The sequence below is a fragment of the Paenibacillus sp. J23TS9 genome, from assembly GCF_018403225.1.
Lineage (GTDB): Bacteria > Bacillota > Bacilli > Paenibacillales > Paenibacillaceae > Paenibacillus_AQ.
The window spans coordinates 364,255-383,473 of sequence record NZ_BOSG01000001.1; the positions used below are offsets into that span (position 1 = coordinate 364,255).

General features: G+C 47.7%; 21 protein-coding genes and 4 tRNA genes. 20 read left to right on the forward strand and 5 right to left on the reverse strand.

Annotated features, from left to right (window positions below; genetic code table 11):
* Positions 1-40 precede the first annotated feature (40 nt).
* From pyrR to pyrE, 7 genes are all read left to right on the forward strand, one after another.
* Entirely contained in the window at positions 41-598 is a 558-nt protein-coding gene (gene pyrR, locus KJS65_RS01720; protein WP_136606477.1) for a bifunctional pyr operon transcriptional regulator/uracil phosphoribosyltransferase PyrR, read from the forward strand.
* 2 nt (positions 599-600) lie between these two features.
* The gene (locus KJS65_RS01725; protein WP_374706132.1) at positions 601-1,509 is read left to right on the forward strand and encodes an aspartate carbamoyltransferase catalytic subunit; all 909 of its coding nucleotides are present in this window, start codon (positions 601-603) and stop codon (positions 1,507-1,509) included.
* A gap of 113 nt (positions 1,510-1,622) precedes the next feature.
* A complete protein-coding gene (locus tag KJS65_RS01730) occupies positions 1,623-2,903 on the forward strand; it encodes a dihydroorotase (protein WP_213648305.1) in 1,281 nt (426 codons plus the stop codon).
* 128 nt (positions 2,904-3,031) lie between these two features.
* Positions 3,032-4,162 carry a carbamoyl phosphate synthase small subunit gene (locus tag KJS65_RS01735; protein WP_213648306.1) on the forward strand — a complete coding sequence of 377 codons (1,131 nt, stop codon included), beginning with the start codon at positions 3,032-3,034 and terminating at the stop codon, positions 4,160-4,162.
* Between the two features lie 2 nt (positions 4,163-4,164).
* Positions 4,165-7,380, forward strand: coding sequence for a carbamoyl-phosphate synthase large subunit (gene carB / locus KJS65_RS01740; RefSeq protein ID WP_213648307.1), 3,216 nt, complete (start codon positions 4,165-4,167; stop codon positions 7,378-7,380).
* A 22-nt stretch (positions 7,381-7,402) separates the two neighbouring features.
* Positions 7,403-8,140 carry an orotidine-5'-phosphate decarboxylase gene (pyrF, locus tag KJS65_RS01745; RefSeq protein ID WP_280531320.1) on the forward strand — a complete coding sequence of 246 codons (738 nt, stop codon included), beginning with the start codon at positions 7,403-7,405 and terminating at the stop codon, positions 8,138-8,140.
* Positions 8,137-8,778 carry an orotate phosphoribosyltransferase gene (pyrE, locus tag KJS65_RS01750; protein ID WP_213648308.1) on the forward strand — a complete coding sequence of 214 codons (642 nt, stop codon included), beginning with the start codon at positions 8,137-8,139 and terminating at the stop codon, positions 8,776-8,778. The genes pyrF and pyrE overlap by 4 nt, the downstream gene beginning before the upstream one ends.
* Before the next feature lie 71 nt (positions 8,779-8,849).
* Here pyrE and KJS65_RS01755 read toward each other — a convergent pair whose 3' ends face one another.
* Positions 8,850-9,716, reverse strand: a complete 867-nt coding sequence (locus tag KJS65_RS01755; RefSeq protein WP_213648309.1) for a YitT family protein — start codon at positions 9,714-9,716, stop codon at positions 8,850-8,852.
* Positions 9,717-9,876: 160 nt separating this feature from the next.
* On the opposite strand from KJS65_RS01755, the gene KJS65_RS01760 reads away from it, so the two are divergent.
* From KJS65_RS01760 to KJS65_RS01790, 7 genes are all read left to right on the forward strand, one after another.
* Positions 9,877-10,041, forward strand: coding sequence for a hypothetical protein (locus KJS65_RS01760; RefSeq protein ID WP_168928953.1), 165 nt, complete (start codon positions 9,877-9,879; stop codon positions 10,039-10,041).
* Positions 10,042-10,112: 71 nt separating this feature from the next.
* Positions 10,113-10,189, forward strand: a tRNA-Met gene (locus KJS65_RS01765).
* A gap of 40 nt (positions 10,190-10,229) precedes the next feature.
* Positions 10,230-10,306 (forward strand) — tRNA-Ile (locus KJS65_RS01770).
* A 21-nt stretch (positions 10,307-10,327) separates the two neighbouring features.
* Positions 10,328-10,413, forward strand: a tRNA-Leu gene (locus KJS65_RS01775).
* Between the two features lie 220 nt (positions 10,414-10,633).
* The gene (locus KJS65_RS01780; protein WP_213648310.1) at positions 10,634-11,203 is read left to right on the forward strand and encodes a DUF1541 domain-containing protein; all 570 of its coding nucleotides are present in this window, start codon (positions 10,634-10,636) and stop codon (positions 11,201-11,203) included.
* 206 nt (positions 11,204-11,409) lie between these two features.
* Positions 11,410-11,495, forward strand: a tRNA-Leu gene (locus KJS65_RS01785).
* Positions 11,496-11,644: 149 nt separating this feature from the next.
* Entirely contained in the window at positions 11,645-12,325 is a 681-nt protein-coding gene (locus tag KJS65_RS01790; protein WP_213648311.1) for a uracil-DNA glycosylase, read from the forward strand.
* A 32-nt stretch (positions 12,326-12,357) separates the two neighbouring features.
* Here the strand turns inward: KJS65_RS01790 and KJS65_RS01795 are convergent, their stop codons facing one another.
* On the reverse strand, positions 12,358-13,440 hold the full coding sequence (locus KJS65_RS01795; RefSeq protein WP_213648312.1) for an AI-2E family transporter: 1,083 nt from the start codon (positions 13,438-13,440) through the stop codon (positions 12,358-12,360).
* A gap of 206 nt (positions 13,441-13,646) precedes the next feature.
* Between KJS65_RS01795 and KJS65_RS01800 the strand changes: the two genes are divergently transcribed.
* Both KJS65_RS01800 and KJS65_RS01805 read left to right on the forward strand, forming a co-directional pair.
* Positions 13,647-13,766: a YjcZ family sporulation protein gene (locus tag KJS65_RS01800; RefSeq protein ID WP_213648313.1), complete on the forward strand. Its 120-nt coding sequence runs from the start codon at positions 13,647-13,649 to the stop codon at positions 13,764-13,766.
* Between the two features lie 107 nt (positions 13,767-13,873).
* Positions 13,874-14,347 carry a general stress protein gene (locus KJS65_RS01805; protein WP_213648314.1) on the forward strand — a complete coding sequence of 158 codons (474 nt, stop codon included), beginning with the start codon at positions 13,874-13,876 and terminating at the stop codon, positions 14,345-14,347.
* Here the strand turns inward: KJS65_RS01805 and KJS65_RS01810 are convergent.
* Positions 14,337-14,498, reverse strand: a complete 162-nt coding sequence (locus tag KJS65_RS01810; RefSeq protein ID WP_136606466.1) for a mechanosensitive ion channel protein MscL — start codon at positions 14,496-14,498, stop codon at positions 14,337-14,339. The two genes, KJS65_RS01805 and KJS65_RS01810, sit on opposite strands and share 11 nt — an antisense overlap.
* Positions 14,499-14,669: 171 nt before the next feature.
* Between KJS65_RS01810 and KJS65_RS01815 the strand changes: the two genes are divergently transcribed.
* Complete coding sequence (locus KJS65_RS01815; RefSeq protein ID WP_213648315.1) at positions 14,670-15,404, forward strand: glycerophosphodiester phosphodiesterase; 735 nt, start codon at positions 14,670-14,672, stop codon at positions 15,402-15,404.
* A 109-nt stretch (positions 15,405-15,513) separates the two neighbouring features.
* Here KJS65_RS01815 and KJS65_RS01820 read toward each other — a convergent pair whose 3' ends face one another.
* Positions 15,514-15,687, reverse strand: coding sequence for a hypothetical protein (locus KJS65_RS01820; RefSeq protein WP_213648316.1), 174 nt, complete (start codon positions 15,685-15,687; stop codon positions 15,514-15,516).
* 171 nt (positions 15,688-15,858) lie between these two features.
* The gene (locus KJS65_RS01825) at positions 15,859-16,053 is read right to left on the reverse strand and encodes a hypothetical protein (protein ID WP_136606464.1); all 195 of its coding nucleotides are present in this window, start codon (positions 16,051-16,053) and stop codon (positions 15,859-15,861) included.
* A gap of 701 nt (positions 16,054-16,754) precedes the next feature.
* Between KJS65_RS01825 and KJS65_RS01830 the strand changes: the two genes are divergently transcribed.
* The 3 genes from KJS65_RS01830 to KJS65_RS01840 all read left to right on the forward strand — a co-directional run bounded on the left by KJS65_RS01830 (position 16,755) and on the right by KJS65_RS01840 (position 19,207).
* Positions 16,755-17,444 (forward strand): response regulator transcription factor, encoded by a 690-nt coding sequence (locus KJS65_RS01830; RefSeq protein ID WP_244864544.1) that lies wholly within the window; start codon positions 16,755-16,757, stop codon positions 17,442-17,444.
* An 88-nt stretch (positions 17,445-17,532) separates the two neighbouring features.
* A complete protein-coding gene (locus KJS65_RS01835) occupies positions 17,533-18,456 on the forward strand; it encodes an ABC transporter ATP-binding protein (protein WP_213650596.1) in 924 nt (307 codons plus the stop codon).
* Complete coding sequence (locus KJS65_RS01840; protein ID WP_213648318.1) at positions 18,449-19,207, forward strand: ABC transporter permease; 759 nt, start codon at positions 18,449-18,451, stop codon at positions 19,205-19,207. The genes KJS65_RS01835 and KJS65_RS01840 overlap by 8 nt, the downstream gene beginning before the upstream one ends.
* Positions 19,208-19,219 lie beyond the last annotated feature (12 nt).

Here is a 19,219-nt window from a genome sequence, read left to right on the forward strand (position 1 = left end):
AATGTAGTCAAAATCCCTATTACGAAAAGGAGTGTGGAGCATGAGTACTGAAGCGCATGTCATTATGGATGAAACGGCGATCCGCCGCGCACTGACACGAATTGCACACGAAATACTGGAGAGGAACAAGGGGATTGAAAACTGCGTTCTGATCGGCATCAAAACACGGGGAGAGTTTTTGGCAGAAAGACTTGCCGATAAAATACTCGAAATTGAAGGAACACCGGTGACTTGGGGAGCGATTGATGTAACGCCTTACCGGGATGACCAAAAGGAAACCGACCCGAAAGCGGCCATGGATGTGAACAAGGAGCTTAAAGCTCTGAAAATAGAAGATAAAAAGGTAATTTTGTTCGACGATGTATTGTACACCGGACGGACGATCCGGGCGGCCATGGATGCGCTTATGGATTGCGGAAGGCCGCAAATGATCCAACTGGCTGTACTGGCAGACCGGGGCCATCGGGAGCTGCCGATCCGGCCGGATTACATCGGAAAGAACGTTCCGACCTCCAGGCAGGAACAAATCGAAGTCGCGCTGACGGAAACGGACGGTAAGGACGAGGTTATGATTTTCCAAAACCGGGAGGAGAAATAAACATGATGACGATGACGAAGCTTAAGGAACGCAGCTTGCTCGGACTGAAGGATCTCAGCCGCAGTGAAATCGAATCGATACTGGATCGGGCTGCTTACTGGGAAGCGCAGCAGGAAAAGGTTACTCCGGTGCTGAGCTCCCGCTTTGTAGCGAACATGTTTTTTGAAAACAGCACGAGAACACGGTTTTCCTTCGAAATGGCAGAGAAGCGGCTTGGTGCTCAGGTCCTGAATTTTGCAGCGGCAGCTTCCAGTGTGGAAAAAGGCGAGTCGATCTACGACACGGTAAAAACCCTGGAATCCATGGGAATCGACGCTGGCGTCATCCGGCTGAAGCCTGCAGGCGTACTTGAAGAATTGGCGGGCAAGATTTCGGTGCCGCTGATCAATGCCGGGGATGGCAACAATGAACACCCGACTCAAGCGCTGCTGGATCTTTTCACAATGAAAAAGAAGTTCGGAACCCTACAAGGACTGAGCGTTTCCATCATCGGCGACATATCACACAGCCGGGTGGCAAGATCGGATCTCTGGGCCCTGCAAAAATTCGGCGCCGAAGTCAAATTCTGCGCGCCGCGCAATATGGCTGCGCCAGAGCTTGAGCCATACGCCAAGTACGTCTCGATGGAAGAAGCACTGAAATCAGATGTGGTCATGATGCTTCGGGTTCAACTTGAACGCCATGAAAAAGGACTGCAGAATTCAGCTGAAGAATACCGGGCACAGTACGGATTAACGGTGGAAAGAGCATCCAAGCTTTCCAAACACACATTGATTATGCATCCGGCACCGGTGAACAGAAATGTTGAAATTGATGACGAACTCGTCGAATGTGAGCAATCAGCCATATTCAAGCAGATGAGTAACGGGGTTCCGGTACGGATGGCAGTCATGGAAAGAGCGTTGAAATAAACTGCCACAAAGAATTTACATGTAATTGCACTAATAAATATACACAAATATGAATTAATATTATACAATAGATTGGAAGCCACAGCGCCAATCAACGAGCGGAGGTAAACAGCGTGCACATTATTACGAATGCAAGCGTGTTGAACGAACAAGGTGAATTGGTGAAAAAACATATCATTCTGGAAAACGGAGTGATCCGGACACTGATCGATGGAGACTCCGAGTGGAAGCCTCGGGAAGATGCTGAAGTGACTGACGCCGCCGATAAACTGGTAACGCCAGGCCTGATCGATATGCATGTTCATTTGCGCGAGCCTGGCTTTGAACATAAAGAAACCATTGAAACCGGAAGCCGTTCGGCTGCTAAAGGAGGATTTACAACGATCGCCTGCATGCCGAATACGAAGCCGGTGACAGACAATCCGGATACGGTTCAGCTGGTGCTGGACAAGGCGCGAGAGGCGGGACTCGTCAAGGTCCTTCCTTATGCTGCGATCACCGTTAGAGAGCTGGGACGGGAACTGACGGATTTTACAGCGCTTAAGGAAGCCGGAGCGATCGGGTTTACCGATGACGGTGTCGGCGTACAAAATGCGCAAATGATGAAAAACGCCATGCGGATGGCTGCTGAGCTGGATATGCCGGTTATCGCACACTGTGAAGATAACTCCCTGGTTGAAAGAGGAAGCGTCGCGGAAGGCAAATTTGCCGAGAAGCATGGACTTGTGGGAATTCCGAATGAATCGGAAGCTATCCATGTCGGACGTGATATCCTTCTCGCTGAAGCGACAGGAGTCCATTACCATGTATGCCATGTCAGCACGGAGCAATCCATCCGGCTCATCCGTCAGGCCAAATCGATCGGGATCAACGTGACCGCAGAGGTATGCCCGCATCATCTGCTGCTGTCCGATGAAGATATTCCGGGTTTGGATGCCAACTGGAAAATGAATCCGCCACTCCGCTCTCCACGTGATGTAGAGGCTTGTATCGAAGCTCTGCAGGACGGGACGCTCGACATCATCGTAACGGATCATGCCCCACATACAGAAGAAGAGAAAGCAAAGGGAATGGAGATGGCGCCTTTCGGAATCGTTGGTTTCGAGACAGCTTTCCCGCTCCTGTACACAAAATTCGTACAAACAGGGCTTTGGGATCTCTCCCTTCTGGTGCGCCGCATGACCGCAGATCCTGCGAAGGTGTTCAGATTGGATACAGGAAGACTGGAAGAGGGGGCACCTGCTGACCTGACCATGATCGACCTGGATACAGAAAAAGAAGTGAATCCGGAAGAATTCGCGACAAAAGGTCGCAACACTCCATTTACCGGATGGAAGCTGAAAGGCTGGCCGGTAAAAACATGGGTGAACGGCAAGGTTGTATGGGCTGATTAAGCCGGACCTGCCGTAAACAAGATTAAAGAAACACAATGATATAGAAAAAAAGCAGAATGCTGCAAAGAAGAACGGATTCGCTTATGCGACATTCTCAAACATACGTATTTGACAGAGGAGTGAGTGGAATGCAGGCAAGATTGCTTCTGGAGGACGGAACACTGTTTACAGGCAGTGCGTTCGGAGCCGAAGGTGAAAAAACGGGTGAGGTTGTATTCAATACGGGGATTACTGGATATCAGGAGGTACTGTCGGATCCTTCCTACTGCGGACAGATCGTAACGATGACGTATCCCCTGATCGGTAACTACGGAATTACACGTGATGATTTTGAATCTGTAGCGCCATATGTGCATGGCTTCGTTGTGCGCCGCCATGAGACGGTTCCTAGCAACTGGCGTGCGGAATACAGCGTGGACAGCTTGCTGAAAGAATACGGCATCGTCGGCATCAGCGGCATCGATACTCGCATGCTGACTCGGATGATCCGTCAGCACGGAACGATGAAGGGTATCCTCACAACTTCAGCCCAATCGGTCGAAGAACTGAGAGAGCGCCTGACGGCCAGCCCAATCCTGACAAATCAGGTTGCAACGGTATCCACCAAACATACGTACAGCAGCCCTGGACCCAAAGAGCGGATCGTACTGGTGGATTACGGTGCTAAAACAGGTATTTTGCGCGAACTGACTGCCCGTGGCTGTGATGTGGTGGTTGTGCCGCAGGACACGACAGCCGATGAAATCCGCCGCCTTAATCCAGACGGAATTCAGCTGTCCAACGGACCTGGGGATCCAAAGGATGTACCGCATGCCATCCGTACAATCCAAGAGCTTCTTGGAGAATACCCAATCTTCGGTATCTGCCTCGGACATCAGCTGTTTGCACTGGCTTGCGGCGCGGATACAGAGAAGCTTAAATTCGGACATCGCGGTGGGAACCATCCGGTCAAAGATTTGAGAACGAACCGCTGCTATATCACTTCTCAGAACCATGGCTTCACAGTTAAAGAGGATTCAGTTGCAGGCACGGAGCTTGAAGTAACACATATCAACAACAACGACAAAACGATTGAAGGGCTGAAACATAAAAAATATCCAGCCTTCACCGTACAATATCATCCGGAAGCAGCACCAGGTCCATATGATAACAGCTATCTCTTCGATCAGTTCCTGGACATGATCAGTGAACATAAACAGCAGAATCCGGCGAACCCGCGCCAGGCTGAGCTTGCTGCAGCCGCGAAAGGAGAACGTTAATCATGCCACTCAATAAACAACTCAAGAAAATCCTTGTTATCGGCTCGGGCCCGATCGTTATCGGTCAGGCGGCGGAATTTGACTATGCAGGTACACAAGCTTGCGAGGCTCTAAAAGAAGAAGGCGTTGAGGTTGTACTGATCAACAGCAACCCGGCAACGATTATGACAGATACCAATATGGCTGATAAAGTCTATATTGAACCGATTACCCTTGAATTTGTGACACAAATTATCCGCCAGGAGCGGCCGGACGGACTTCTGCCAACGCTTGGCGGCCAAACAGGACTTAACATGGCTGTAGAGCTGGCAAAGGCAGGCATCCTCGAGCAGGAAAATGTCAAGCTGCTAGGAACGCAGCTGACATCCATCGAAAAAGCTGAAGATCGCGATTTGTTCCGTGATTTAATGCGTGAACTGGAACAGCCGGTACCTGAAAGCAGCATCGTCACTACATTGGAAGAATCACTTATCTTTGCGGAAGAAGTCGGATATCCGGTTATCGTTCGCCCGGCTTACACCCTGGGCGGTACCGGCGGCGGCATCTGCGCTACCGAAGAAGAGCTCCGCGAAACGGTTTCCTCAGGTATCCGTTACAGCCCGATCGGCCAGTGTCTGATCGAGAAGAGCATTGCCGGAATGAAAGAAATTGAATATGAAGTCATGCGCGACGCGAACGATAATTGTATCGTTGTCTGCAACATGGAGAACTTCGATCCTGTCGGCGTGCACACCGGTGACAGCATCGTCGTGGCGCCGAGCCAGACGCTGTCCGACCGCGAGTACCAAATGCTGAGATCGGCATCCTTGAAGATCATCCGTGCCTTGAACATCGAAGGCGGCTGCAACGTGCAGCTAGCGCTCGATCCGCACAGCTACCAATACTATGTCATCGAAGTGAACCCGCGGGTAAGCCGCTCGTCGGCCCTGGCTTCGAAGGCAACCGGTTATCCGATCGCCAAAATGGCTGCCAAAATCGCTTTGGGATACACCCTGGATGAACTGACCAACCCGGTGACGGGGCAAACCTACGCATGCTTTGAGCCGACGCTGGATTACATTGTTAGCAAAATCCCGCGCTGGCCATTCGATAAATTCATTCACGCCAACCGCAAGCTGGGTACGCAAATGAAAGCAACCGGCGAAGTCATGGCCATCGGACGGACCTTTGAGGAATCCATCCATAAAGCGATCCGCTCGCTGGAAATCGGCGTGCACCGCTTGTATTTGAAGGGAACCGAGGAACTGAGCGAAGAGGTGTTGAAAGAGCGTCTAGTCAAGGTGGACGACGAGCGCATCTTCCTGATTGCGGAAGCCTTCCGCCGCGGCTTCGATCTTCAGTCGATCCAGGACCTGACCAAAATCGACTGGTGGTTCCTCGACAAGCTGCATGGTCTCATTGCTTTCGAGGCCCAAATCCAGCAAAAAGAGCTGACATACGATACCCTGTATGAAGCCAAGCGACTTGGTTTTACCGACAGAGCGATTGCCGAAATTCGCGCGCAAGCAAATGCGGACAGCTACGCGACGGAAGCGGAAGTACGTGACTACCGCCTCCAGAACGACCTGCGTCCGGTATACAAAATGGTAGACACCTGCGCAGCCGAGTTCGAGGCTTCCACGCCTTACTACTACTCAACCTATGAAACAGAGAATGAGGTTACAAGATCCAATAAGGAAAAAGTGGTTGTGCTGGGCTCCGGACCGATCCGGATCGGCCAAGGAATTGAGTTCGACTACTCGACGGTGCATGCCGTATGGGCGATTCAAAAAGCAGGCTATGAGGCAGTTATTATCAACAACAATCCTGAAACGGTATCAACCGACTTTAGCACATCCGATCGTCTGTACTTTGAACCGCTGTTCTTTGAGGATGTAATGAATGTCATTGAGCAGGAGAAGCCAATCGGTGTTATCGTACAGTTTGGTGGACAGACAGCGATCAATCTGGCGGCACCACTGAGTGCAGCAGGTGTATCGATTCTGGGAACCAGCCTTGAAAGCATCGACGAAGCAGAGAACCGCAAGAAATTCGAAGCGCTGCTGTCCCGTCTCGAGATTGCACAGCCTAAAGGCAGCACGGTCACATCGGTGGATGAAGCAGTGGGTACTGCACAATCGCTTGGATATCCGGTTCTCGTAAGACCATCTTATGTACTCGGCGGACGGGCCATGGAAATCGTATACTCCGACACGGAGCTGCTTAGCTACATGGAAGAAGCCGTAAATATCAATCCGGATCACCCGGTGCTGATCGACCGCTATATGCTCGGCAAGGAAGTTGAAGTCGACGCCATCTGCGATGGAGAAACGGTCATCATTCCGGGAATCATGGAGCATATTGAACGCGCAGGCGTGCACTCCGGCGACTCGATCGCAGTATATCCGCCGCAGCATCTGGAGCAGCACCTGAAAGATAAAGTTGTGAGCATCACGACCCGCATTGCCAAAGAACTGAAAACGATCGGTCTGGTAAACATCCAGTTCGTCATTTATAAAGATGAAGTATACGTCATTGAAGTCAACCCGCGCTCGTCCCGGACGGTTCCGTTCCTGAGCAAAGTGACGACCATACCGATGGCTAATCTGGCAACACAGGCGATACTCGGCAAAAAGCTGAAGGATCTGGGCTACGAGGAAGGCATGTGGCCGGAAAGCGAGTATGTATCGGTTAAAGTACCGGTATTCTCCTTCGCGAAGCTGCGCAGAGTGGAGCCTACACTGGGACCTGAGATGAAATCGACGGGTGAAGTTATGGGCCGTGATCTGCAGTATGCAAAAGCATTGTTCAAAGGATTGATCGGAGCAGGTATGAAGATTCCTTCCACCGGCGCGATCATCGTGACTGTGGCCGACAAGGATAAAGATGAAGCGGTGGATCTAATGAAAGGCTTCAGACGCCTCGGATACAAAATCTATGCTACAGGCGGTACAGCGAAGGCGCTCGAAGAGGCTGGAATCCTTGTTACGACGGTACAAAAGCTTAGCGACGGTACACCAAACATACTTGATCTGATCCGCAACGGAGAAGCACAATTTGTCTTCAACACACTGACTAAAGGCAAAACACCAGAGCGTGACGGATTCCGGATCCGCCGTGAAGCGGTCGAGAACGGGGTGGTATGTATGACTTCCCTGGATACGGTCAAAGCACTGCTTATCATGCTGGATACGATTAACTTCTCATCCCAAGCAATGCCGGCTTTTTCCGAGCGCTAGGGGGATGAAGGGTATGAAGGGTATGAATGAACAATACAAGGAAATGGCGGGCCGCTTGATTGTGGCCCTCGATTATCCGGATGCGGCTCAAGCTACAGCTCTGCTTCAGGAGCTTGAAGGCATTCCATGTTATATGAAAGTGGGCATGCAGCTGTATTATGCTGCAGGCCCGGATTTTGTACGGGAATTGAAAACCCGTGGCTATAAAGTATTCCTGGATTTAAAAATGCACGACATACCCAATACGGTCAAGGGTGGAGCGGAAAGCATCACCCGTCTTGGTGTGGATATGTTTAATGTTCATGCAGCAGGTGGCAAGGACATGATGAACGCTGCTTTGGATGGGGTAGCGAAGGCGATTCAATCGGATCGTACCCTGCAAAAACCGCTTGTCATCGCTGTAACCCAATTAACCAGTACAGGACAGGATGTGCTTAATCAGGAGATTGGCATCCCAGGAACCGTGAAGGATGCAGTCATACGTTATGCGGAACTGACAAAAGCCGCAGGTTTGGACGGTGTGGTGGCTTCTGCAATGGAATCCAGCGACATCGCCAGCGTCTGCGGTGCGGATTTTGTTACCGTGACACCGGGTATCCGGCCGGCAGGAAGCGACCAGGGCGATCAGAAGCGTGTTCTAACGCCTGGAGAAGCCATCCGTAACGGCAGCAGCTACATTGTTGTTGGAAGGCCAATTACGGCCGCTGAGAAGCCGAGAGCCGCTGCAGAACAAATCATTAAGGAGATGATGGAAGCATGACGAAACTAGCAGAAATCCCTGGGCAAATCGCAGCATATTTGCTGCAGATCGAAGCGGTGGCGCTGCGTCCGAAGCAGCCTTTTACATGGACATCCGGAATAAAATCCCCGATCTATTGTGATAACCGGCTTACGATGTCTTATCCGGAAATCCGGGAATATATCGCAGAATCGTTTGCTGCGGTCATCCGTGAGCAGTATCCTGATACCGAAGTGATTGCCGGAACGGCAACTGCAGGTATCCCCCATGCCGCATGGGTAGCGCAGAAGCTGAACCTGCCGATGGCGTACATTCGCGACAAAGCGAAAGGCCATGGCAAAGAAAATCAGATCGAGGGCATCATTAAACCGGGACAAAAAGTGATCGTTATCGAAGATTTAATCTCAACGGGTGGCAGCTCGATCAAAGCCGCTCTTGCGGTCAAAGACGTGGGAGCCGAGCCGCAGGCTGTACTCGCGATTTTCAGTTATCAGCTGGACAAGGCTATACAAGCTTTCAATGAAGCGGGAATCCCGCTCCAGAGCTTGTCTAACTACACAGCACTGATGGATGTGGCTTTGGAACAGGGCACTATCGAAAAAGATGATGTACAGACGCTCAAAGCGTGGAGAGAAGATCCTTCTTCATACGGCGTATAATATCAGTAAATCAAAAAGCAGCCCTCGGGCTGCTTTTTTACTTTTCCTATGGAACTAGGAAATGCCTGCTTTTAGTGAATCGCGCTTTTCTCGAAATTACCGCCAAGTACGTCTGACACATGCTCAATCGCAATAAAGGCTTTCGGATCAATTTCATGCACGACGGACTTCAGCTTGGCCAGTTCAAGCCTTGTAACGACGCAAAAGATCATCTGTGTATCTTCTCCGGAATAGCCACCCCGTGCGTAAATGAAGGTCGTGCTGCGTCCGAGGCGGTCCTGGATCGTTTGAGAGATCTCTTCATACTCGCCGGAAATGATCGTGACGGATTTGGACTCATTGAGACCCTCTACGACGATATCCATAACCTTCGAGGCCATGTAGTATGTGAAGATCGAGTACATTGCAGAATCCCATCCAAACACAAACCCTGCGATGATAAAAATGAATACGTTCATGACCATAATGATCTGGCCTACCGGCATACGGGTTTTTTTGGAGAGCAAAATCGCGACAATTTCAGTTCCGTCCAGCGAGCCGCCAAAACGTATCACCAGGCCGACGCCAAGACCCAGAATCAGACCGCCGAACAATACGGCAAGTATTTTTTCATTGGTAAAGGGACTGACATGATGCAGGAGCTGTGTCGTGACTGACATGACAATGATTCCGTACAATGTGGAAAATGCAAAGGTTTTACCGATTTGCTTGTAGCCCAAGAATAGAAAGGGGAGGTTGATGACAAAGAGGAAGATCCCGAGAGGGAGTGCGGTGATTTTGGATAATACAATAGATATACCCGTGATGCCTCCATCAATGATGTCATTCGGTACGAGAAAAACCTCGAGCGCAACTGCCATTAATATCGCCCCGGCCGTAATAAAAATAAACTTCTTCAGTAATTCGACGGGGGAGAGTTTCCTGTGTGTTTTTGCCATGCAGATTCCTCGCTTCCAGAGTTTGATGTTAAACAACTTAGTTAATATTATAAAATAATTTAGAAATAATCTCAAAGTTTATGGGAAAATGCATGATGACTGCACCTTCAGGCAACAATATCCAAGACATCCTATATCATGCCGGGAAGGAGAAGTAATCATGCAATGGATCTATTTCAGCAAGCTGTATAAGACAAAATTTCAGGCGGGGTGCTTGGCAAAAAGGCTGGAGCAGAATGGTTGGATTTACGGATATGATGACCCTCATTTGGTTGAAATTTTCCGTTCGCGCAAGGGAAGATACGGAGTTCGCTTTATTCCATAAAAAAAGACTTGACGTAAAGTGCATTTATGCTGTATATTAATTCTTGTCGCTAATTTGTTACTGACTAATGACGCGGGGTGGAGCAGTTCGGTAGCTCGTCGGGCTCATAACCCGAAGGTCGCAGGTTCAAATCCTGCCCCCGCAACCAATTTAACTGCCATTATTTTGATCGATAACATATTTGATCAGGGCCCTTAGCTCAGTTGGTTAGAGCGGTCGGCTCATAACCGATTGGTCGGGGGTTCGAGTCCCTCAGGGCCCACCATATAAGAATTCATGCGTATTTGCCGGGGTGGCGGAATTGGCAGACGCACAGGACTTAAAATCCTGCGGTAGGTGACTACCGTACCGGTTCGATCCCGGTCCTCGGCATACTTAAGCTTCTGCGTATATCGTAGAGGTAACATCAGTACATAAGAAGAAGTCCTGCATGGTTAAAAGCCATGCAGGGCTTTTTTCATATATAACGAAGAAGATGTGGTAGATATTCATTCAAGGCAGAGATGCTCTGATTCGATTATTGTTTGTAATATACCCAAAGGGGGTACACTATATATACAGACATTAATTTATTTGTGAGGAGTGTTTTAGGATGAAAAAACAGCTTGTAATGCTCGGTGCCGCTGCCATGATTGCTTTAGGTGGATGCGGAGACCAAGCAGATAAGAATAATACGGCACAGGAGGACAGCGCAACCATGAGTAATTCGGACATGAATCATTCAGATATGAACCATTCGGGTTCGGGTGAAGTTCCTCAAGGATTAAAGAATGCATCGAATCCCGCTTTTAAAGTTGGGTCACAGGCTGTAATTCAGGCAGATCATATGCCAGGCATGAAAGGCGCTACCGCAACGATTGCTGGAGCCTATGACACGACAGCTTATGCCGTTACCTATACGCCAACGACAGGCGGAGATCCGGTCAAAAACCATAAATGGGTAATTCATGAAGAACTGAAAGATGCGGGCGAGCAGCCATATGAAGTAGGAGCGAAGGTTGTCCTGGAAGCAGACCATATGAAGGGGATGAAGGGCGCAGATGCTACCATCGAATCCGCTAAACATACGACGGTCTATATGGTGGATTATACGCCATCAACAGGTGGAGAACCGGTTAAAAATCATAAATGGGTGACGGAAGATGAACTCACGGCTAAATAATAGAAGGAAGGAGCCTCCGAAGCTGGGGGCTTTTCCTTGTTTATAAGCCTTTGAACGTAGAGAAGGAAAAAGTGCTTGCAGGCAGAGGACAAACATGGTAAATTACTCTTTGTGTTTATCGCTCAGGATTCATAGATTTGAAGATATGATTTCATTGCATTTAATATTCATTTATGCGGAATCTATGAGGTTTCCACAGTCTGCGAGCCGGGGTGGCGGAATTGGCAGACGCACAGGACTTAAAATCCTGCGGTAGGTGACTATCGTACCGGTTCGATCCCGGTCCTCGGCATATCAAGCAATACATATAAAAAGTCCGGATCACTCATGTGCCGGGCTTTTTATTTTTGCCGGTCCATTCCGAGATGAAGCAGCAGCATTCCCGGCTGGGTTGGAACCTGGCTATAGGTTAATATAATAGAGAAGACACCGGAGAGGAGATTGGAAAAGATGTTTGATAATGATTGGGATGAGCAGCTACAGGAGGAAGTGGAAAAGCCGTATTTTAATGAGCTGCGCTATGCGCTGGCCAAGGAATATAAATTACATACGGTTTATCCCTCCAAGGAGAATTTATTTCAGGCACTTAAACTTACTTCCTATGAACATACCAAAGTCGTTATATTAGGGCAGGATCCCTATCACGGACCGGGACAGGCGCATGGGCTGAGCTTTTCCGTGCTGCCGGGCGTAAGGATACCACCTTCATTAAGTAATATCTATAAAGAGCTGCACAGCGATCTGGGAGTGCCTATTCCGAACAACGGTTATTTGGTTCCTTGGGCTGAGCAGGGAGTTTTGCTGCTCAATACCGTATTAACCGTCCGCGACGGACAAGCCAACTCTCATAAGGGTTTGGGCTGGGAGCGTTTTACGGATGCAGTGATCGAAAAGCTGAACGAACGTGATCAGCCTGTTGTTTTCATTTTATGGGGAAGCCATGCCCAGAAAAAAGGTGCCTTCATCAATCGTAGCAAGCATCTGGTGCTGGAGTCTGTGCATCCGAGCCCATTATCGGTGCACCGCGGTTTTTACGGCAGCAAACCTTTTTCCAAAACGAATGCGTTTCTGGAGTCACATGGGATGAAGCCCATCGACTGGTCGATTCCTAATATTTCATAACATACGAAAAGGCGGGCCGCGGCCCGCCTTTTTTATTCCATCATGTCATCTATTTTCTCCGACAGAAAAAGGTTGTAGATTCGTACTATGATGATTTTGGCGACCATATAGACTGGAATGGCCAGAATGACGCCGAGAATACCGGATATGTCGCCGCCGATCAGGAGCAGCACAATTGTTGTCAGCGGATGAATGTCCAGCTGTTTTCCGTAAATGATCGGGGTAAGCAGGTTATCCTGAATTTGCTGGGCTACAACGATGACCACAAGCGACCATATGGCGACCGAGGGAGAATCAATGAAGCCGACGATAACGACCGGCACCGCAGCGATAATGGCTCCAACATACGGGATCAGGTTAAGTACGATGGAGATAAGCGCAAGAAGCAGCGAATAAGGCAGACCGATAATTAAAAAGCCAATATACATCAGCACGCCAAGAATAATATTCAATAGGACGCGGCCAACAATAAAATTGCTCAGCGCCGAGTCAATTTCTCCCAGGGCTTCATGGCCTTCCTTACGGTATTTGCGCGGCAGTAGATGAAGTAGGATGGGCATCAGCTTGCTGCTTTCCTTCAGCATGTAATACAGCACGATGGGCACGGTTGCGATGATGACAACGACATTGGATACCACCGAAATGAAGTTCGATACGGAATTGGTCACGGTGGTAATTAATTTGTTGAGATATTCGCTGACCCGGGCGGTCAGATCGGATTCACTCGGAATCATTTTGGAGATGAAGTGGTTTTGCTGTAGCTTCTCGAATTGCTTTTGCAGACCCTCTACAAAATATGGGGCATTCTCGGCAAAATTAATGAGCTGCTCACGCAGCGTTGGCCATACGAGAATCGAGAACAGGACAATCAGTCCTGCAAAAACCAGATAAATCAACAGAATGGAGATCGGTCGCGGCCAGCGGTGCTTTTCCAAAAAATTCACGACCGGACGAAGCAGATAATACATAAACCCAGCGAGCATCACCGGAACGATCATGATATTAAACAGTAAAACCACCGGATTAAAAATAAAACTCACCTTAGAACCCAGATAAATAATCAACAGTGCGAAGATTATCCCCAGGCATGTTCGAAAATATTTGTTCTGCAGCAAACGGATCCCCCCAGCTTTTCTATGTACAACAATCTAAATTTTTTCTATATACCCCTTTAACCAATATGCAGGCCACTGATTCACCATGCCGGCTGTGAAATAAAGGCATATTTACATCATGGCCACAAAAATGGATTTACGTCCAAACATATGGAGAACGTGCTTCATAAAATATGGATGAGTTTAGGGCGAAGGAGGGAATATCAATGAGTGAAGTGGTAGGCGGCGCTGGTTACGGATTTCCTGGTGGAGCATTCGGTTCCACGGGAGCGATTCTGGTGCTCTTCATTCTCTTGGTCATCATCACTCGCGCAATCATATATTAATGACTCGCAGCATAAAACATCCTGGCGGATTCATGTCAGGATGTTTTTTATGGCACCTGAAAGGTTTAACCTATTACATAAGGCGAATTCGAAAAGGAGGCTGCACGATGAAACAAATCATTATGTGTGTGTATAGATCCCGACAGGATGCGGCGCTTGCTATTATCCAGCTGCTGGACAAGGGGTATAACAAAAAGGATATTTCTGTTCTGGGAAAAAATAAGAAGGAGCTATCGATGATCAGTCATGACACGGGGCTGAAAAAACCCGAGTCGGGCAATGGGAATACGGGGTTGTTTGGAGAAATCAAAGATATGATTACCAGCATCGAGCTCCGTTCCGAGATTATATGGGTGACTGGACCTGCTGCTGCTAAGCTAGCCGGGGCGGAGATTGGAACAGTAACGGATGGTTTGGTTGTTGGCCTGATTGGACTTGGCATACCCAAGGAGGATGCGCAAAAATACGAGGACTTCCTAATGGAGGATCATATCATCGTTATGATGGTGTGTGAACGGAGGGACGGCAGGGGGATCCGGGCAATTTTGGAGGAGCATCATGCGGTTGCGATTAATAAATAATGCGGCGGTTTACCTGTACGGGTGTTCCATATAACAAGCTGAGCCGTCGTGCTTCTTCGGTTACTTGTGCAAGCATGGCATGCAGACGCTGGCTGATGGGACGAATCGTTTCTTTCACTTCTCCGTGTACGATAACATCAAAAACAATCATGTCTTCACTCCTCAGTTCTATTTATTGTAATGACTACATTCATGATAAAATAGGGTTGTTAACAGGAGATGAAATGAAGCTTAGATTTATGTTAATTTTATAGTTAACACGGCTTTGACAAATGAGGAATATAATAGCTTTTGAGAAGGTACATAAGGGAGGCTGAGAGGTTTGGGAAACGTCATTAATTTTGCGCACAGGGGCTCATCCAAGATATGTCCCGAAAACACGATGGCGGCTTTTAAAAAAGCATTGGAGCAAGGTGCAACCGGCATTGAGACGGATGTGCAGCTCACAAAAGACGGCCAAATGGTGCTGATACATGATGAAACACTCGAGAGAACGACCAGCGGTACGGGCTGGGTGAAGGATCATGCCCTGCATGAGCTGAAGGACCTGGATGCAGGCAGCAAGTTCGATCCGGCTTTTCAAGATGAACAGATTCCACTTTTGGATGAGCTTTTGGAGCTTGTCAAAGACAGTGGGACCATAATCAACATCGAGCTGAAAAATGGAGTCATTCTGTATGAAGGCTTAGAACAAAAGGTCATTGAACGTGTGAGAGATTTTAAAATGAGTGACCGTGTCATTATTTCCAGCTTTAATCACTACTCCCTCTTTCTTTGTAAAAAGCTTGCTCCTGAGATTCGTACCGGCATATTATACATGGAAGGCCTCTACGAGCCATGGGAATACGCTAAGACGCTACAGGCAGACGCTTTGCATGCATATCATTATGCGGTACTGCCAGAGTTTGTGGCGGGCGCTAAGGCCGCCGGGAAAGCCTATCATCCGTTTACCGTTAATGATGTAAAAGAGATGCAGCGGTTGCTCCAGGCTGGTGTGGATGGCATCATTACCGATTATCCCGATCAGCTCGCGGCGCTGCTGACAGCGAAAGTATAAAAGAATAATTTATAAAAAATAAACCGGGCCTGCATTCAGGCCTGGTTTATTTGTGTATCGCTTGAAGTGCTTTGCAAGCAGTAATGAAGAAGAACATCTGTATTCAGTACTAGGAATGATCGGACTGATCACTTTCCTTATGCTTCTTGGCCTCTTCGGAGCCTTCCTCCAATATATCCTCGATCATGCTGGTGGAGGAAGGATTTTCAGTTCCCGGATCGGGAATGGGATCCACACCAGGGAATCTTGCTTCGTTTTCATGGTCATCATGCTTATCCATCATAATCCATCCCTTTCTGCGTCAATTCGGTATAGGTTGATCCAAAGACCATATCCCTATTCGAACATCTGTGTTCTATATCTAACGATAAACCGGAACGGACAGGCTTGAATCAATTGAACAGATAGGCACGGGGTAAGAAAAAAACTGCTGCGGAATGCAGCAGTTTAGAAGTTATTTGAATGCAATCAGGCGCGATACATGGCTCACTTCATCCATGGGTATCCAGAATGAGCCAAGAGTGGTGCGCATTTTTAATTTTCCGGGATCAGTGGATTCCTCCGGTATTCCAGTCAGAGTGCTGCCGTCGACGCTTTTGACAAAGACATAATGCCCACGTTTGATGGCGAGTTCGATTTCCTTTTCCATGCGACTATTCTCCTGTGTTCAAGACTTTGGAATCATTTTCTATTCCTATCATACGGGAAATGAGGCCGGATATAAAGCACTTATTTGTTACAATCCTGAGAATATAGAACTAGATACGGTATGAATTTTTCATACTATTTAAGAAAAAGACATGCGTTATACCGAAAACAAAGGAACATTCTTGGAAGTGTTAAGGATATGTGTTAATAAATGAGGGGATGAGGAGGCCGGACAACTTACATAGGGATGATTAATTACAATAGAAATGATTGGAACAAAAAAAGGATTATGTGTCCATAGCATCAGAACTTTGGAATGTTAGACTTCGAAAGATAAGTGTTGAGATCATCGAATATCATGGATTTTATAACAAGGAAAATCTATTTGCAAGTGGCTTCTACTAACATACCGAGAATTTGGCGCAAGAGATATTGGAAACAATCAGCTGCTCGTCAAAAATCAGACACTACGCAGATATATTCAGTGACACAGCCATCAGAGGCTGCTTAACCGGTGGTATACGTGAGCATGGCATAATCACTTGCTAAAGTGCTGCCCAGGTTTGCTTGGCATGAGGCAGCTGGCTATAATTTATATGAATGAAAGCCGGGCCTCCGTTTCGAAGGCTCTCTATTATAACCTGGCAGCTTCAGCGCTTCTTTTCAAAAGCTGCTCTAAATGAAAGATAAGTAGGTGAGATGTTGAATAGAACCACACACATATTAGTGGTTGAAGACGATAGTGACATCAACCAATTGCTGTGCAAAATTTTAATGAAAAGCGGTTATTCCCCTCAGCCGGCCTATTCCGGAACAGAAGCTATGATCTACCTGGAAAGACAGGAGTGGGATATGGTGCTGCTGGATTTGATGCTTCCCGGTCTGCCTGGAGAGGAGCTTCTCATGAAAATAAACGAGAAGAATTCGACTCCTGTTATCGTTATTTCAGCAAAAGAAGAACAGCAGACGAAAGTTTCAACTCTACGTATCGGTGCGGATGATTACATAACGAAGCCATTCGATATCGAAGAAGTGTCGGCTAGAATCGACTCTCATTTAAGAAGGTACAGCCGTATGATCTGCATGGCTCCCAGCAATCGAATGGAGTATAAAGACATCCATTTAGACAAGGATACAAAGATCGTAACGATCAACCAATCGGAAGTGATGCTGACGGCTAGAGAATTCGCTATTCTCGAGCTTTTCATGTCCTATCCGAGGAAAGTGTTCTCTAAGGCGAATTTATTTGAGAGTGTATGGGAGGAAACCTTTGTGGGGGATGACAATACGATTAACGTCCATATGAGCAATTTACGGAATAAACTATCCAAGGCAAACCCGGACGAAGATTACATCGAAACTCTATGGGGTATGGGATACCGGCTCAAATAACAACTTAAGGTTTTCTTAATAATCCCTTTATGATCGCTTATGTCTTGCCTCCGATAATGAAGCTATCCCAGAGAGAGGTAGTGAGATGATGAGTGAATATGTACTGAAGTCCAATCATTTAACTAAGGTCTACAAAACGGACTATGCACTTAACCGAGTGAATATGTCCATCAAAAAAGGTTCCATATATGGTTTTATTGGACAGAACGGCGCGGGTAAATCAACGTTGATTCGTATTGTCAGTGGGTTGGCTTCCCCGACAGACGGTTCCATCGAATTGTTCGGTAAGAGGGATGCACAGGATCTGAGCGAGGCGAGAAAACGAATGGGCTCGATCATTGAAAGTCCGGCATTATATCCGAATATGACCGCAAAAGAAAATTTGGAGACCCACAGGCTTCTACGGGGAATCCCGGGCAAAGCCTGCATCGAGAAGACACTGACTTTGGTTGGCCTGCAAAATACGGGCAGGAAGAAAGCGAAAAACTTCTCTTTAGGGATGAAACAGCGACTAGGACTTGCCATCGCCCTTCTTGGAGATCCAGAGTTTCTGATTCTGGATGAACCGACGAATGGCCTGGACCCGATGGGAGTCGTCGAAATGAGGGAGCTCCTCAAGAAACTCAATCAGGAAAACGGAATTACCATTTTAATATCAAGTCATATCTTAAGTGAGCTTCACCTGCTCGCCACCCATTTTGGCATTATTCATAAAGGGGAATTACTGGAGCAGCTGTCTGCGAGTGATCTTCATAAGAAATGCCAGCACTATCTGCATATTAAGGTAGATGATGCCGGGAAGGCGGCGGCTGTTATTGAAGGGGAGTTGGCTACCTCCGAATTTGAAGTCATGCCGGACGGAACGATCAAACTGTTTAGATACGTAGATACACCCGGTAAGGTTTCCGCGACGCTAACGAAGGCTGAACTGGTTATCGAACAATTTATGCCCATGGGTGAAGATTTAGAAGCTTACTTTACGAGCCGGATTGGCGGTGAGCGGAATGAATAATCTCATCCAATCGGAATGGTATAAACTGTGCAGGGATCGGTCGTTCCGGGCGATCATCTTGATCATCTCGGCATCTGGTTTGTTTTGGTCCATCTTTCAATATATCGACCACAGAATGGATGGGGAATCTCCGGTTACGGGGATAGAAATGTGGAAAAGTGCGCTTTTGGGTAATTATATGATGATCATTGGGATGTGCGTGCTCGCCGGCTTCTTTATTTCTAGCGAATATACGACTGGTGTGATGAAAAGTATCGCCTCCAGCGGCAATAGTAGAAGAAGGATTATCGCTGCTAAACAACTCGTGTTCGCACTGGGTTCCGTCATTCTTGGCTTGCTGTTTCCCGTAATCAATTGTGTCGTTGCAACGTTGCTGTCCGGTTTCGGAGAGCTGCCCGGTGAATCGACATCACTATATTTCATAAGAACGCTTGGACTGCTTGTTCTTTACGCGGCAGCCTTCGCATCGATCGCCACATTGATTGCAACGCTCATGGCGGAAAGTGGTAAAACGATTGCTTTTACGATGGTGTTCTTCCTGTTCATCGACATGTTCTTTGCTGTAGTGGGCCAATATATTTCATTTGTTGAGACGATATATAGTTATACGGTGTTTAAGCTGCTGTATGATATAGGAAATGTTTCCCTTGATGGCAGCTTGTTGGTTCGCATGGTTGTAATTCCGGTTATTACATTTGTCTGTTTCGGATTGTTGAGTGCATGGGTATATCGGCGAAAAGAAATAAAGTAAACTTGAGAAGCG

Coding starts and splice junctions, on each gene's coding strand:
- pyrR (WP_136606477.1), top strand. CDS start 41: ATGAGTACTGAAGCGCATGTCATTATGGATGAAACGGCGATCCGCCGC.
- KJS65_RS01725 (WP_374706132.1), top strand. CDS start 601: ATGATGACGATGACGAAGCTTAAGGAACGCAGCTTGCTCGGACTGAAG.
- KJS65_RS01735 (WP_213648306.1), top strand. CDS start 3,032: ATGCAGGCAAGATTGCTTCTGGAGGACGGAACACTGTTTACAGGCAGT.
- carB (WP_213648307.1), top strand. CDS start 4,165: ATGCCACTCAATAAACAACTCAAGAAAATCCTTGTTATCGGCTCGGGC.
- pyrF (WP_280531320.1), top strand. CDS start 7,403: ATGAATGAACAATACAAGGAAATGGCGGGCCGCTTGATTGTGGCCCTC.
- pyrE (WP_213648308.1), top strand. CDS start 8,137: ATGACGAAACTAGCAGAAATCCCTGGGCAAATCGCAGCATATTTGCTG.
- KJS65_RS01755 (WP_213648309.1), bottom strand. CDS start 9,716: ATGGCAAAAACACACAGGAAACTCTCCCCCGTCGAATTACTGAAGAAG.
- KJS65_RS01760 (WP_168928953.1), top strand. CDS start 9,877: ATGCAATGGATCTATTTCAGCAAGCTGTATAAGACAAAATTTCAGGCG.
- KJS65_RS01780 (WP_213648310.1), top strand. CDS start 10,634: ATGAAAAAACAGCTTGTAATGCTCGGTGCCGCTGCCATGATTGCTTTA.
- KJS65_RS01800 (WP_213648313.1), top strand. CDS start 13,647: ATGAGTGAAGTGGTAGGCGGCGCTGGTTACGGATTTCCTGGTGGAGCA.
- KJS65_RS01805 (WP_213648314.1), top strand. CDS start 13,874: ATGAAACAAATCATTATGTGTGTGTATAGATCCCGACAGGATGCGGCG.
- KJS65_RS01810 (WP_136606466.1), bottom strand. CDS start 14,498: ATGATTGTTTTTGATGTTATCGTACACGGAGAAGTGAAAGAAACGATT.
- KJS65_RS01820 (WP_213648316.1), bottom strand. CDS start 15,687: ATGATGGATAAGCATGATGACCATGAAAACGAAGCAAGATTCCCTGGT.
- KJS65_RS01825 (WP_136606464.1), bottom strand. CDS start 16,053: ATGGAAAAGGAAATCGAACTCGCCATCAAACGTGGGCATTATGTCTTT.
- KJS65_RS01835 (WP_213650596.1), top strand. CDS start 17,533: ATGAGTGAATATGTACTGAAGTCCAATCATTTAACTAAGGTCTACAAA.
- KJS65_RS01840 (WP_213648318.1), top strand. CDS start 18,449: ATGAATAATCTCATCCAATCGGAATGGTATAAACTGTGCAGGGATCGG.